Source organism: Coprobacillus cateniformis (assembly GCF_009767585.1).
Classification (GTDB): Bacteria; Bacillota_I; Bacilli_A; order Erysipelotrichales; family Coprobacillaceae; genus Coprobacillus; species Coprobacillus cateniformis.
Genome location: NZ_WSNW01000001.1, coordinates 2,826,362 through 2,841,231 on the forward strand (window position 1 = coordinate 2,826,362; position 14,870 = coordinate 2,841,231).

17 protein-coding genes are annotated in these 14,870 nt (G+C 28.6%); 13 read left to right on the forward strand and 4 right to left on the reverse strand.

From position 1 onward, the window contains the following. Nucleotides 1–117: 117 nt before the first annotated feature. The 4 genes from GQF29_RS13900 (at nucleotide 118) to GQF29_RS13910 (ending at nucleotide 3,547) form a co-directional block, all read left to right on the forward strand. Nucleotides 118–816, forward strand: a complete 699-nt coding sequence (locus GQF29_RS13900; protein WP_054688336.1) for a DNA-methyltransferase — start codon at nucleotides 118–120, stop codon at nucleotides 814–816. Nucleotides 817–976: 160 nt separating this feature from the next. Continuing rightward, nucleotides 977–2,305 carry a recombinase family protein gene (locus tag GQF29_RS13905; protein ID WP_160340831.1) on the forward strand — a complete coding sequence of 443 codons (1,329 nt, stop codon included), beginning with the start codon at nucleotides 977–979 and terminating at the stop codon, nucleotides 2,303–2,305. Nucleotides 2,306–2,849: 544 nt separating this feature from the next. Next, nucleotides 2,850–3,008, forward strand: coding sequence for a hypothetical protein (locus tag GQF29_RS18410; RefSeq protein ID WP_008787997.1), 159 nt, complete (start codon nucleotides 2,850–2,852; stop codon nucleotides 3,006–3,008). Between the two features lie 353 nt (nucleotides 3,009–3,361). Beyond that, a complete protein-coding gene (locus GQF29_RS13910) occupies nucleotides 3,362–3,547 on the forward strand; it encodes a hypothetical protein (RefSeq protein WP_008787998.1) in 186 nt (61 codons plus the stop codon). A gap of 249 nt (nucleotides 3,548–3,796) precedes the next feature. On the opposite strand, the gene GQF29_RS13915 is transcribed toward GQF29_RS13910, so the two are convergent. Both GQF29_RS13915 and GQF29_RS13920 read right to left on the reverse strand, forming a co-directional pair. Continuing rightward, nucleotides 3,797–4,216, reverse strand: coding sequence for a hypothetical protein (locus tag GQF29_RS13915; protein WP_008787999.1), 420 nt, complete (start codon nucleotides 4,214–4,216; stop codon nucleotides 3,797–3,799). A gap of 56 nt (nucleotides 4,217–4,272) precedes the next feature. Then, on the reverse strand, nucleotides 4,273–5,451 hold the full coding sequence (locus tag GQF29_RS13920; protein WP_008788000.1) for an Mbeg1-like protein: 1,179 nt from the start codon (nucleotides 5,449–5,451) through the stop codon (nucleotides 4,273–4,275). 158 nt (nucleotides 5,452–5,609) lie between these two features. On the opposite strand from GQF29_RS13920, the gene GQF29_RS13925 reads away from it, so the two are divergent. Continuing rightward, nucleotides 5,610–7,070, forward strand: coding sequence for an LCP family protein (locus GQF29_RS13925; protein WP_008788001.1), 1,461 nt, complete (start codon nucleotides 5,610–5,612; stop codon nucleotides 7,068–7,070). Nucleotides 7,071–7,083: 13 nt separating this feature from the next. After that, complete coding sequence (locus GQF29_RS13930) at nucleotides 7,084–7,464, forward strand: DUF3783 domain-containing protein (protein ID WP_008788002.1); 381 nt, start codon at nucleotides 7,084–7,086, stop codon at nucleotides 7,462–7,464. Between the two features lie 36 nt (nucleotides 7,465–7,500). On the opposite strand, the gene GQF29_RS13935 is transcribed toward GQF29_RS13930, so the two are convergent. Beyond that, nucleotides 7,501–8,967 carry a DUF1846 domain-containing protein gene (locus tag GQF29_RS13935; RefSeq protein ID WP_008788003.1) on the reverse strand — a complete coding sequence of 489 codons (1,467 nt, stop codon included), beginning with the start codon at nucleotides 8,965–8,967 and terminating at the stop codon, nucleotides 7,501–7,503. A 144-nt stretch (nucleotides 8,968–9,111) separates the two neighbouring features. Between GQF29_RS13935 and GQF29_RS13940 the strand changes: the two genes are divergently transcribed. Continuing rightward, complete coding sequence (locus tag GQF29_RS13940; RefSeq protein ID WP_008788004.1) at nucleotides 9,112–9,396, forward strand: DUF1905 domain-containing protein; 285 nt, start codon at nucleotides 9,112–9,114, stop codon at nucleotides 9,394–9,396. Nucleotides 9,397–10,148: 752 nt separating this feature from the next. On the opposite strand, the gene GQF29_RS13945 is transcribed toward GQF29_RS13940, so the two are convergent. Further along, nucleotides 10,149–11,033, reverse strand: a complete 885-nt coding sequence (locus tag GQF29_RS13945) for a LysR family transcriptional regulator (protein WP_008788005.1) — start codon at nucleotides 11,031–11,033, stop codon at nucleotides 10,149–10,151. A 125-nt stretch (nucleotides 11,034–11,158) separates the two neighbouring features. Here GQF29_RS13945 and GQF29_RS13950 point away from each other — a divergent pair, with 125 nt between their 5' ends. From GQF29_RS13950 to GQF29_RS18705, 6 genes are read left to right on the forward strand one after another with little or no spacing between them, the layout of a single operon-like run. Then, nucleotides 11,159–11,401, forward strand: a complete 243-nt coding sequence (locus tag GQF29_RS13950) for a hypothetical protein (protein ID WP_008788006.1) — start codon at nucleotides 11,159–11,161, stop codon at nucleotides 11,399–11,401. Next, on the forward strand, nucleotides 11,391–11,954 hold the full coding sequence (locus tag GQF29_RS13955) for a flavodoxin family protein (protein WP_008788007.1): 564 nt from the start codon (nucleotides 11,391–11,393) through the stop codon (nucleotides 11,952–11,954). The genes GQF29_RS13950 and GQF29_RS13955 overlap by 11 nt, the downstream gene beginning before the upstream one ends. A gap of 60 nt (nucleotides 11,955–12,014) precedes the next feature. Next, on the forward strand, nucleotides 12,015–12,509 hold the full coding sequence (locus GQF29_RS13960) for a cyclophilin-like fold protein (RefSeq protein ID WP_017143830.1): 495 nt from the start codon (nucleotides 12,015–12,017) through the stop codon (nucleotides 12,507–12,509). Nucleotides 12,510–12,522: 13 nt separating this feature from the next. Continuing rightward, entirely contained in the window at nucleotides 12,523–13,407 is an 885-nt protein-coding gene (locus tag GQF29_RS13965) for a DUF3737 family protein (RefSeq protein WP_008788009.1), read from the forward strand. Nucleotides 13,408–13,450: 43 nt separating this feature from the next. Further along, on the forward strand, nucleotides 13,451–14,629 hold the full coding sequence (locus tag GQF29_RS13970) for a MalY/PatB family protein (protein WP_008788010.1): 1,179 nt from the start codon (nucleotides 13,451–13,453) through the stop codon (nucleotides 14,627–14,629). Then, on the forward strand, nucleotides 14,622–14,816 hold the full coding sequence (locus tag GQF29_RS18705; RefSeq protein WP_008788011.1) for a hypothetical protein: 195 nt from the start codon (nucleotides 14,622–14,624) through the stop codon (nucleotides 14,814–14,816). The genes GQF29_RS13970 and GQF29_RS18705 overlap by 8 nt, the downstream gene beginning before the upstream one ends. Nucleotides 14,817–14,870 lie beyond the last annotated feature (54 nt).

Genomic DNA, 14,870 nt, shown 5'->3' on the forward strand with positions numbered 1-14,870 from the left:
TTTAGTATGGATTAAAAATGAAATTTCATTACTTTTCTTAAAATCAAGTCTTATATTTAAATTTATCTTTGATATAATATCTTACAGATAGCTATTCAAAATAAAAAATATAAGAGGGTGATTAAAGAAGTTAAATTAAATTCAATAATCTTAGGTGATGCCTATGAAGTTATTAAAAAAATAGATTCTAAATCAATAGATCTTATTGTTACTGATCCACCATATTTAATTAGTAAAGGTAGTAGTGGTAATGGCAGAATTTCAAAACAGATGTTAAAATTAACTAATGAATTACAAGATTCGGATGTTGCAAATGGTATCAAGTTAGATATTCTTGATGAATTCATGAGAATTATGAAAAAACCAAATATATACATATGGTGTAATAAGAAACAAATTTTACCATACTTAAACTACTTTGTAGGTATTCATAAATGTTCTTTTGAAATACTTACATGGATTAAAACTAACCCAATACCTACTTGTGGTAGGAATTATATGAATGATAAAGAATACTGCTTATATTTTAGAAAGGGTATTTCACTTCATACAACATATCAGACTGGTAAAACGTACTGGATCACTCCCACAAATGTGAAAGATAAGAAATTGTATGGGCATCCTACTATTAAACCAATAGATATCATTAAAACCCTGATCCAAAATTCAAGTGCACCTGGTGATGTGGTATTTGATTGTTTTCTTGGATCTGGTACTACTGCAGTTGCATCAAAAGAATTGGAACGTAACTATATTGGTATTGAAAAAAATTCAGATTATTATGAAATAACATTGCAGAGGTTATTGTCTTGTTAAAACTTGCTTTATTAATGAAGTTATGATATTATATGTTTGTTGAAAGATGAAAGGTGTCTCAAGTGTATACTTGAGGCATTTTTTTATTTTCTGAAATAACTCCCACAGACATTCTAATATTTTTCTATAATGTTAGAGGCAATTATCGGTAGGAGGAAAAATGAGGAAAATAAGTAACAATATAGGATTAGATGATTGTAGTAAAAAATTAAGAATAGCAGTTTATTGTAGAGTATCAAGTCGAGAGCAAGCATTGTATGGATATGGGATAGATGCTCAAAAAAGTAAAATAGATGCTTATCTATCATTGTTTGATGTCGAGGTTGAGGAAGTTAATTATTATATTGATGAGGGAATAAGTGCTAAAAATCTTAATCGACCTGAAGTAAAGAGATTAATTAAAGATGTTAAAGAAGATAAAGTAGACGCAATATATATTTATAAATTAGATCGATTAAGTAGGTCAGTTATTGATATATATAATATGATTGAAATGCTGATTGATCATAAATGTAATTTAGTTGCAGTTATGGATAACATAGATATCAATTCAGCTAATGGACGTTTGTTTGTTGGAATATTAGCAATTATTGCACAGTGGGAACGTGAGACAATTATAGAAAGAACTAATGATGGTTTAGAAGAAATGGTCCGACAAGGAAAGTGGCCATATGCTTCTAAACCATTTGGTTATAATAAAAATGAAGATCTCATATTAAGTGTAAATGAAGAAGAAAAGAAAATATTGTATGACATTGTAGTTCAAATAAAAAGTGGAATGACAATAAAAGAAGTTGAAAGGTATTTATTAAAAGAATATGATATTACGATGTCATCATTACAAATAAGAAAAATGCTAAAGAGAGAATGGTATTATGGTTTGTTCCATTACAAAGGAAAAACTTATACAAATATATGTCCTAAAATTTATAATGAAGAAGATGCTGAAGAAATACAAAAAATGATTTCAAAAAGGCATAGGGCAGATAATTATGATAGTAGATACTATTTTAGAAATAAAATCAAATGTGTATGTGGTGAAATACTTGATTTGAGTAGTACAAAAAAAGGAAATAAGCAATATTTTTATTATGTATGCCCAAAGTGCAAAATGAGAATTAACCAGGATTATATTATTGAACAAAGTTTATATGCTATATCTTCAGAGGTTAGCCTTAAAGAGATAAAGAATAATACAAATAAGGCACTTAGGAAGTATCATAGCATCAATAGAAAAATTCAAGATATACATAATAAGTATATAAATAATAAAATGGATCTAAATGTTTATTTAACATCACTTTATAGATTAGAGTATGATAAGAAAGAACAAATGGCCAAAATCAGCACTGATAAACTTATAGACTTTATAAGATGGGAACAAATGACAGACTTAGAGAGATGTAGTTTTGTTAATAATCATATTGCTAGAATCATTGTAGATGTTCATGCAAAGATAGTTGTTAAAATAGAATATATTCAAAAATAACTTTAAAATAAAGTCAAACTCGACTAGACAAATATTGAAATATTTTGTATACTGTATATGTAGTTAAAACAAATTAAATAATGATAATTGCCAAAGTCTTTCAACGTGTATTACCATAATTATTATATATTTAATCTGTTCAGTTCGAGTTAATTAGCCATCATGGCACCAAGATATAAATGAGCTTTAAAGATATTTCTTTAGAGCTTTTTATTTTGACAAAATAGAATTTTAGTGGTGTTAATGATGATTGTTTTAACTATTCTATAAACAGATTTATTATATTTCTAAATGTTAAATTTTGTCGAGCAATATATTGGAGTAACTTTTTATTTTTTTTAAAGCTATAATTTATATATGTATGGAATGATTTAACAATAAATAGATAATAAGCTATTGTTTGAAATATTAAATTTATCTCATAGTTAACTTTTATTATTCAGAAATAATCTAAATATTTTGTGGCTAAAGTCAAGAATTTGGGAGGAAATATATAAATAAGAAAAATTTAATCAGATGTACAGTTTTTTTTAGTGTTTGCTTTATGGGTGTAGTGTCTGTTTTGGCTTATAATCTTCTTATTGAAGAAACTTTTATACGCCTTAAAGATACACAAGTGATTATGAAGCATGATGAATCAGGAGATGAATTTTCAATTATACATACACAATATTGTGTAAATATAATTGTGAATTTGCTTTAAAAACAAACATAAAGTGAAGCTACTTTGTAGAACTACAAATTCTTTCAAATTGTAAAGGTATTTGAATGTTTAAAGCAATGTACATTCTTTGGGGATTATAATATATTTCTTGTTAAGCTTGTTTTCGATGTATATAATGTGTAACATTGATAAGATCTTTTTTCAATGTTTGGTAAAATAATTACATTATCGTATGTTGTATTTTTTGTTGCTTTATAGAATCCCTTCTTCTCTTATCTATTAATCATCCTATTACTGAAAATAAATCTATGACTACAAACGAGAGTTCCTTTTATTATAATATCTGACTATTCATATGAAAGATGGTGATATAGGAAAAGAAGGAATCAAAATTGAAGCGTCTCATTACTATTGCAGCAAATGCAACTGCTACGACTTCCAATGGTCAAAGTGTTGATTTTGAAAAGGAATTCAATTGTGATTTTGGAATAGAGGCCAATATTATTGATTCATTACAAAGGTCTAACACTATATCCAATAAAATACTATTTAAGATAATGGAGAATATCATCAAATAATATAATTAGATAATAGGTGAGAACATATTCTAGAAAACAAAGTGGCAAGTTAGAGCCTTGACTCCAAAACAAAATATTATGAGATATGGGGAGAGTCATAGAGATCCAAGTGATTACTATACTTTTTAAGTGATGAAGAGAATCATAGACCCAAAAAATAAGTCATATATCATATATGAAATAGTTCCATTATCTTTTTTTAGATAATGGAACTATTATTATAAAATAAACTATAAATTTCAAAAACTTTTACATGTTGTTACGATAACAGCAATTGTTGTTATGGTGATGCAAAGTATTCAGATAACACCATATGCCACCAACCATAAGAGTTAAACTAAAAATAGCTGCGGCAACTAGAATAAAGTAAATAATACCTAATGCTCCACTCACAATGGTAAGAAAAAATCCCAAGATTGTTAGCAGTGCTGCACCAATTGTAGCCAGCTGACTACAGTCGTTATAAGCATCATAAATTCCATTTTGACCTAATATAGCAAAACCTATAAATATACTAATTAGCCCTATTAAACCAACTGCTATAACAATAATAGGAAAGAATTCTTCATAAAATAACTCGCCAAGATTGGTAAGGGTTAAAAAAGCAACAAATGCTAATATGAGTGCTATAATAATGACAATACAACTATTTTTTGAATATGATTTCATTTAAAAACCTCCTTTCATTATAAAATATGAAAAAAGGTTAATCTTGTATGGTTTATCTATTCAGGTTTTGTCTTTTTTGCTTCGAGCCATAACATATGTAAGACTTCAATAAGCATTTTTCTCACTTTAGAATCTAATAAAGTTAATTCTTTAATTGCACCTAAAATATGTTTATAAGAAATATGTGATAAATCAGAAAAAGTATAGAGATTTAATGTGTCAAATAACTTAAACATAGAATCAACAAAAAGATGTTTATCTTCATTACTTAACTTTTCTAAGAAAAGTAACACTTTAATAGCGAAATTTACACTTTCACAAGACAATTCATCTTCAACAAAATGATAAGGTCCGACTTCCCATGAAAAACCATTATGTTGTAGCATACCTGTATAGTGACTATGAACAACATGATAATTCTCTTCATGACCTAACACAATGCCAAAAAAAGAATAGTGAGGTATATAACTCTGAATAATAGGTAACATATTCTTATATTCAGAAGATAACATGATCTCATCTTGAAAACCAGGTCCATCATAATTATAGATTTGAATAATACGTTTTTGAATTTCTGAATCTATAAAGCAGCCGGCATACATAGCGAGATTACCACCTTTAGAATGACCAGTTAAATAAATAGGTCTTTGCTTTTTGTATTGAAAGTGTTTCTTAAGTCGTTGAAAAAAGGATGGGGCCAAATATTTATTTTTGAGTGAATCAAGCAAAGAATAAGAATAAGAAAAATCAGAGATATATTTTAAATATTCAACAGATGATAATTGTGCAGGTACTACATTCTCACATAACATTAAAAAATCTTCATGCCAACCTACAAGAGAATCATCAGTTCCACGATAAACAACAACCATATCCTGATTTTCTAATATCAATGTCATTGCAGAGAATTGTTTGATAAGTTCTTTATCTATATCATTCACAAAGCTTATCATTTGAATATTCTGATAACGATAAGATTTAGCCATTTTTTCAAATAATGTGTAAGATTCTCTAATTGTTGGATTTAGTGGCATATTGGTATTCTTATAAAAATCATTGTATGCAAGAAATGCATCATGAATTGTTATGATATGGTCATAATCTAATTGAATAATTTCATCTAAGTTAATATAAGAAAGTTCACTAAAAATCAAGAAGTCTATTTCATTATATGGAAAGTCAATAGGAGATAAATCACCTCGTAAATCAACATAATCATAAATTGTATTTTTCATGTGAGTCCCTCCTTTTATAATTTTAACCATTCTACATGATTTCATTAAAAAAATCAACATTCATATTTTCTTCATCTCTGTGTGAAATTGTCAAAAGAAAAAGATAATTTGCTAAAATTATAGAAATATGATAATCTATCAAATGAGGAAGTGAAAAAATGAAAGCGTTTGATAACAAATATTTAAAAAGAATAGTTTTTAGTATTCAAATGATATCAATGATTTTATTAATAGTAATGGCATATAGTGTACAGTTAATACCAATGAAATATTTAATAGGTGTTGGTGTATTCTTTGTTGCTTTGCTTGTAGGTGAATATTTTTTAATATTTTATAAAAAAGAAAAAAGCAAAAGGTCTTTAATAACGCAAATTCTAAGTATTATATTAAGTTGTGGTTTAATGGTTGGTTCTTTTTATTTTTATAAAGCAGGAAGAACTGTTAATTTAATGACAGAAAATAAATTTCAAACAAGAGCTTTTTCAGTCATTGTTTTAAAGAATTCTGAAATAAAAAATGAAACACAACTACCAAAACATCAAGTAGGGTATATCTCATCAATTGGAACAGAAAATATGTCTTATGCAGTTGCTGAAATTCAGAAGAATGTTGGTAATATTAATTTGAAAGATAATAAAGATTTTAAATCATTATTATCAGCTTTATATAATAAAAATGTTGATGCTATTCTTTTAGATGAAGCATTTAGAAGTTTAGTAGAACAAGAAAAAGATACATTTAGTGATGATACACGTGTTATTTATCAGGTCACAAAAGATGAAGAAGCAGTTAGTTCAAAGAGTGTTGATGTGACGCAAAAACCATTCTTAGTGTTTATTAGTGGTATTGATGAATATGGTGATTTATCAACAGTTTCAAGAAGTGATGTCAATATGCTAGTAGGGGTCAATCCCAATACGAAACAGATTTTATTGATCAGTATTCCTAGAGATACATATTTTCCACTACATACAAGTAAGGGAATGGATAAGTTTACACATGCGGGTATTTATGGTTTACAAGAAAGTGTCAATACTTTACAAGATTTAGTAAATGAGGACATCAACTATTATGCTAGAATGAATTTTACTTCATTTATTGAGATAGTTGATGCATTAGGTGGAGTCACAGTTCATGCTTCACAAGATTTTACGACAAAGATAGGGAAATATGAAATTAAAAAAGGAGAAAACAATTTAAATGCAAAGCAAGCTTTAGCATTTGTTAGAGAAAGAAAATCTTTTATTGATGGAGACTTTGAAAGAGGACGTAATCAACAAAGAATGATTTCAGCGATTGTGAAGAAAATTGGTTCACCAGCTATTTTAACTTCATTCTCTTCTGTACTTGATACAGTAAGTCAAAGTGTTGAAACGAATTTCTCATCAAGTGAAATTAATGCATTAGTGCAGATGCAATTAGCAGATATGCCAGCATGGGATATTCAATCTTATCAAATTGAAGGAACGCCAGATAGTTTGCCTTGCTATTCTTTAGGTGGAGTGAGTGCTTCAGTTGTCGTTCCATCTGATTTGTCAATTCAACAAACAACAAATTATATTGATCAGTTAATGGCAGGAGAAAAGATTCAAACAGAAACTGGTGATTTGGATCAGTAGGAAAGGGAATTATATGAAAGAAACTTTATTACTATATCATGTTGCTGATGATGTTCAAAAAGATATAAAGAATATAGCTGAACAATTACATATTCAAATACAATATCTTGATGAATCTCAATTACATGAAACAATGGGGCATATTTTAAATATTGATGGATTTGAAAAATCTGAAGTACAGAATATTTCTGGTGATTTTCAACAAGAGTTTGTTTTTTTTGCAGGAATGAGTGATAAACAGTTAGATATTATATTACAGTTATTTAGGATGCAGGGGATACCTAAAATTCCATATAAAGCCATGTTAACTGAGCATAATGTTCATTATAAATTTTATCAACTTTATTTAAGTGTGGCTGATGAATATCAACAGATGTCACAAATCAATAATTAGAGAATCTAAAGGATTCTCTTTTTTTACTAAAAAATCCTAAGCTCCAGCGGACTTAGGATCACAAGTTAAATTCATTTGTAAGTTTCTTAATGTCTCAGTATCTTTCTTACTTAAGATAACTGTTGAATGAATTTCACAGTCTTTTAATAATGGTAAGACTTCTAGACATTGTTTTGCATTTGGTTGTGATGAAGATGCTATTGTTAATGTCAAGAGAACTTCATCAATGTCTAATAAAGGATTAGCAATATTTAAATAATTATTTTTTAATGATAAAATAGATTGTAACATATCTGGTGATATTAATTCTATTTCTTGATCAATACCAGCTAAATATTTTAAAGCATTTAATAATGCTGCACTTGACGCTCTTAACAAAGAAGAGGTTTTTCCAGAAATCAAATGACCATCATTCAATTCGATTGCACATGCAGGAACTTGTCTTGCTTCTGCAATTTCTTTTGCAAAGATTGCACATTTTCTATTTTTAGCATCGACATTTGCCTGTGATAATAACATTTGCATTTTTTCAAGTGATTTGGTATTGATTTTTCCCATTAAATAATCAACTTCAGCATGATAATAGCGTCTAACAATTTCGCGACAGCTTGCATCTTTAGCTGCTTCATTATCAATAATTGCATAACCAGCCATATTTACACCCATATCAGTTGGTGAAGCATATGGAGATTCACCAAAGATTTTATTAAACATTGCATTTAAGACTGGGAATATTTCAATATCACGATTATAATTGACTGTTGTTTCATTATATTTTTCAAGGTGGAAAGGATCAATCATATTGACATCGTTTAAGTCAATTGTGGCAGCTTCATAGGCTAAATTTACAGGATGTTTTAAAGGAAGATTCCAAATTGGGAATGTTTCAAACTTTGCATAACCTGCATTCACACCATGTAAGTGTTCATGATACAATTGAGATAAGCAAGTTGCCATCTTTCCTGATCCAGGACCTGGTGCAGTGACAACAACTAATGGTTTTGAAGTTTCTATGTAATCGTTTTTACCAAATCCATCTTGAGAGATAATATGATTGACATCATGAGGATATCCTTCAATAGGATAGTGAATAAAGACCTTTACACCTCTATTTTCTAATTTGGCTTTAAATGTATCAGCAGCGTTTTGATGGCGATATTGTGTAATTGCTACGCTTCCAACATAAAGACCAACACGATGATATTCATCAATTAATCTTAAAACTTCATCATCATAAGATATACCTAAATCACTTCTTACTTTATGTCTTTCTAAATCTTTTGCACAAACAGCAATAATGACTTCCACTTTGTCTTTGAAAGTCAATAACATTTTTAATTTACTATCTGGTTCAAATCCAGGGAGAACTCGTGATGCATGATTATCATCAAAAAGTTTTCCACCAAATTCCAAGTAAAGTTTATTATCAAACTGATCAATTCTTTCTTGGATATGTTTTGATTGTAATTCTACATATAATTCATTACTAAACGCCTTTTTCATTCTCTTTCACTCCTAGATTTCATTATATAGAAAATAGGGTGAAGTTAAAGAAAATAATAAGAATTTGTCAAAATAATAAATATTATTCGTGTATAAATTGTATATTCTTAAGAGAAGATGTTATAATGAATAAGGTGATAAAATATGAATGAAAAATTATATGAATTTGATGCTGAGATACAAAAAGTTCCAGATATTGATGGGGCATATATTATCTTTCCATATGATGTTCGTGAAGAATTTCAAAAAGGACGTGTCAAAGTCAAAGCAACATTTGATGGTGTTGAGTACAATGGCAGTTTGGTGAGAATGAAAACCCCTTATCATATTCTTGGTTTAAGAAAAGATATAAGAGCATTAATAGGGAAGCAACCAGGCGATACAGTTCATGTGACAATACAAGAGAGAACTGAATTGTCAGGAAAATAGAAAGGTTTGTGATAAATGTCACAGTGCTCATGATGTATTTAAGGTTAAAATCATGCAAATAATCATCATAAGAGTGAATATGGGATTATGAGGATGTGAGTTAATGTTAAGAATGATAGATAGTTTTATGAAGAAGATTGTTGAGATGACTGAAAATCATCTCTTTTTTTGTTTGTTGATGTGGTCTTGAACTGCTATTTATAATGATTTGAAAGTTTTATTGATTATTTGATACTGTATAATTTCTTCTGAGATAATTATCAGTTTATTAAAGTTGGTTTCATATCTTGATTTATCTTCAATTATTAAAGAAAATATTTACTTTTTTCTCAGAGAACTTATGATATTGATAAAGAGTTTTCATATGTTTAAAAGATATAAAGATGTTTTTTTTAATAGGTATTTGATTTATGACAATTATCATTAGAATATAAATTGTAAATGAACAAAAGGAGAAATTTATGATAGCAATATCAACATTATTATGGTTTTATTATGATTTATTTCTAGAGTTAAAGAACTTATTACAGTAGTGCAAAAAGATGGTACAAATAGTATTGTCTTTGATGTTTTATTTCCAATACTCATATTTCACATTTTTGTGAAGATCGAAATGTTGCATATGCCAGTAATACTGTGATATTTGATTTGATAGGAACACTGATTGTTTATGCGTGTATTGTAATATGGATTAGATAGACAATTTCATAACTATACAAACAAAAAGATCTAGATATCAATTCTAGATCTTTTTAATAAGTCTCAAATTCTTGGCGTAATGTTTTAATAAAGTATTCTGCTGCACGAGAAAATAGATGATATTTTTTCCAGACAAGCGTCAATCCAACTTGTAACTTAGGCTCAAGTGGTTTGAAACATAATGGACTATGACCAGTTGTATTGATTAATCTATCTAAGGTTAAGGCATAACCATTACCTTCTTCAACTAATAATGAAGCATTATATATAAGATTGTATGTTGCAACAATATTTAATTTATCATAACTGTACTCCATCCAACCAGAGATTTCATTTTGAAACATAACTTGGTCTGAACAAATCAATGGAAGATCTTTGATATCATCTGGAAGAATGCTTTCTTTATTTGCAAGTGGACTGTCTTTTCGCATAAGGAGTCCCCAAGTATCGCATGATGGTAGTTTAATAAAGTCATATTTAGATATATCAGCAGGTTCTACAAATATTCCAAAATCAAGCAATCCTTTTTCTATTTTATCTGCAACATCTTGTGAGTTGCCACTAAAAATATGAAACTTAATATTTGGATAGACTTCACAGCATTTATGCATAACCTTTGCGATTAAGCGCATACCATCGGTTTCACCTGCTCCAATATAAATGTCACCCGAAAGAGAGGCGTCAGAAAGCATAATATCACTTTCGGTTTTTTCAACCAGAGTGACAATTTCTTCTGCTCTTTGTCGTAACAACATGCCATCATCAGTCAGTGTGATTTTCCGATTGCCACGAATAAATAATTGTTTGCCTAATTCTTCTTCCAGTTCTTTCATTTGTCTAGATAATGTTGGTTGAGTCATATGCAGGCGTTCAGCAGCACCTAAAATTGTTTCTTCTCTTGCGATAGCTAAAAAATATTGTAAAACTCTTAATTCCATAATCCTTCACCTCATTTTTATTATAATGATTTCAGATATGCTCTTCAAGTATACATTACCATTTGATATAGGTATTTGATATTTGATATATCTTGTCTTAAAATAATTTATGAGGAGTGATAATCATGAAAATTCAATTTTTAAAGGAGAACATTGAACAAAATTTACAAGATGCTGGATGTGATAAGAATCAAATAAAAAGATTTCTAGAGATTCGCCAAAATAGTGATATTGATAAACAAGTTTTATTTTTAAAATGTCAAAGATGTAAACTTATGGAAAAAATGCATCATGTACAAAAAGAAATAGATTGCTTAGATTATTTCATTTTTATGTTAAAGAAGGAGAAGAATGGTGATGGAAAATAAAAATGTTATTGTTATTTCAACAAGTTTAAGAAAGGGTGGGAATTCTGATTTATTAGCAGATGCATTTGTGAAAGGGGCGATGGAAAAAGGAAATCATGTTGAAAAGATATCTCTAGTCTCTCAAGATATTCATTTTTGTAAGGGATGTCTTGTATGTCAAAAAGGAACTGAATGCATCATCAAAGATGATGCAAATGAGATTATCCATAAGATAAAAGATGCTGATGTTATTGTTTTTGCAACACCAGTTTATTTCTATGAAATGAGTGGTCAAATGAAAACATTATTAGATAGAACAAATCCATTGTTTATTGATGATTATCATTTTAGAGATGTTTACTTATTGGCAACTTGTGCTGATGAAAATGAAAAATCAATTGACAATCTTATTCATGGTTTATATGGTTGGATAGACTGTTTTGAACATTCAAGTCTTAGAGGTGTTATTAAAGGGGTGGGAATTGATCAATATGGTGATGTTAACAATCATCATGATATTTTGGAACAAGCTTATGAAATGGGAAAAAATATTGAGAACAGAGGAAATCCATGAAGAGGTAAAAAAATCATTGTAGAATTAAATGAATCTTAAATAGAAAGGGGGGTGATATCAATGAAAAAAATTATGATTCTCATCAGTTTGATTATGATTCTTATAGGCTGTCATAACGTAAATCTTAAAATCTTAAATTGTCAAAAAAAAGATTCTAAAATTGTCAATGATCAATTCAAAACAAATCAAGGAGAGCAACAAGTGAAGACTATAACAATGATTATTAATAATCAAGAATGGCAAGTCAATCTTTATCAAAATGATACAGTTGAAAGCCTAATCAATAGATTACCATTAACCATTCAAATGAAAGAATTACATGGAAATGAGAAGTATCATTATCTTGATTTTCAACTGCCAATTATGAGCGAATCAATTGATCAAATTGAAACAGGAGATCTTATGCTTTTTGGGAATAATTGTCTTGTTTTATTCTATGAAAGTTTTTCCACCCCTTATCAATATACTAAGATAGGATATATTGATAATCTGAAAAATATAAAAAATTTAGTTGGAAGCAAGGATGTGAAAGTCACATTTCAAGTTAATAAATAAGGAGGAAATGATTATGGAATTCGTGAAACAAAAATATTTAAGTGGAGAAAGAGCTCTATTTCAAAGTAATGGAGTTAGAATTGAAGATTCTATTTTTGCTGATGGGGAATCACCATTAAAAGAAAGTCAAAATATAGACATTAATCAAAGTATTTTTAAATGGAAATATCCATTATGGTATTGTCAAAATGTAGTTGTTACAAATTCTACTTTTTTAGAAACAGCACGTTCAGGAATTTGGTATACACATCATATTGATATGAGAGAGTGTATCATTGAGGCGCCTAAAACTTTTAGACGTGCAAGTGATATTACATTAAAAAATGTAGATATGCCATTTGCACAAGAATCATTTTGGAATTGTCATGATATAAGATTAAATAAAGTCAGTGCAAGAGGTGATTATTTTGGAATGAGTAGTGAAAATATCATTATTGATGATTTGCATTTAACAGGAAATTATTGTTTTGATGGAGCTAAAAATATTGAAGTTCATAATGCAAAGTTAATTTCTAAGGATGCTTTTTGGAATTGTGAGAATGTTATTGTCTATGATTCAACAATTATTGGAGAATACTTGGCATGGAATTCTAAAAATATAACTTTTATCAATTGTACAATTGAAAGTCTGCAAGGGTTATGTTATATGGATAATGTGAAAATGGTGAATTGTAAGTTAATCAATACATCTTTGGCATTTGAGTATTGTTCAAATATTGATGCGGATATTGTCTCGCATATTGATAGTATAACCAATCCTATATCTGGAGTAATAAGAGCTCATAGTATTGGTGAAATTATTTTAGATGAAACAAAAATTAATCCCCAAGATACAAAAATTATGATTACAAATCCAATTGTTGGAGACTCATATCAATGTGATTATGTAAACTGTTAAATATGGTTGATAATATAGCCGAAAGAATTTAAGGAGGATTCATATGTATAATTTTTCAAAACTAACAAATAGGAAAGAAACAGATTCATTGAAATGGGATGTTGCCAAGCATGAATTACCTATGTGGGTTGCTGATATGGATTTTGAAACAGCTCCTGAAATAGTTGAAGCAATCGAAAAAAGAGTGAGTCATAAAATTTTTGGATATAATATTGTTCCTGATGAATATTTTCAAAGTATTCAATACTGGTGGCAAACAAGACATCAGTATAATATGGAAAAAGAATGGATGATGTTTTGTACTGGAGTTGTACCAGCTATATCTTCAATTGTGAGAAAATTAACAACTGTTGGTGAGAATGTTCTCATTCAATCACCAGTTTATAATATATTCTACAATTCAATTCTTAATAATGGGCGTTGTGTATTATCAAGTGATCTTGTTTATGATGGATATGAATATAATATTGATTTTGATGATTTAGAAAAAAAACTTGCTATGCCACAAACAACCTTAATGATTTTATGTAATCCTCATAATCCAATTGGAAAAATATGGAGTCAAGAAACATTACAGCGAATTGGTGATTTAGCTGCTCAATATCATGTTGTGGTTGTTTCTGATGAAATTCATTGTGATATTGTTACACCAGGGAAAGAGTATGTTCCTTTTGCAAGCGTTTCTCAAACAAATCTCATGAACAGTATTACTTGTATTGCACCAACAAAAACATTTAATTTGGCTGGTTTGCAAACATCATGTATTGTTGTACCCAATGCTATTTTGCGTCATAAGGTCAATCGTGCTATCAACACTGATGAAGTTGCTGAACCCAATAGTTTTGCTATAACAGCATCAATAACGGCTTTTGAAAAAGGTGGAAAGTGGCTTGAGGAATTGAAAAGTTATATTGAAAGTAATAAGCAAATGGCTCATGCTTATATAAAGACATATTTACCCGAATTACATGTTACTCCTAGTGAGGCAACTTATCTTTTATGGATTGATTGTTCACATGTATGTAAAAACAGTTTAGAGTTAGTTGAATTTATAAGAAGTACAACTGGATTGTATTTATCCTCTGGTGAAGAATATGGAAAGAATGCAAAAAGTTTTATACGTATGAATATTGCTTGCCCTCAAGAACGCTTAAATGATGGCTTAAAGAGATTAAGGCAAGGTATTGGAAATTATAAAAAAGGAAGTGAAAATTATGAATAAAAAGAAATTAGAGAGATTACATGAATTTGAAGATGTTATGAATATGGAAAAGCTTTATAACAAAACAACTGAGGAGATAATCAAACAATATTATTTTCAAACTGATCATTTTATAAAATCAAGTGATCAAGGTTTTCAATTAACATCTAGTGAGTTAACAGTTTTAAAAGCTCTCATGAAAATTTGATAGATGATTTTATCGATATCAAATCTTGTAGATAATTAGTTAGATTTACAAATT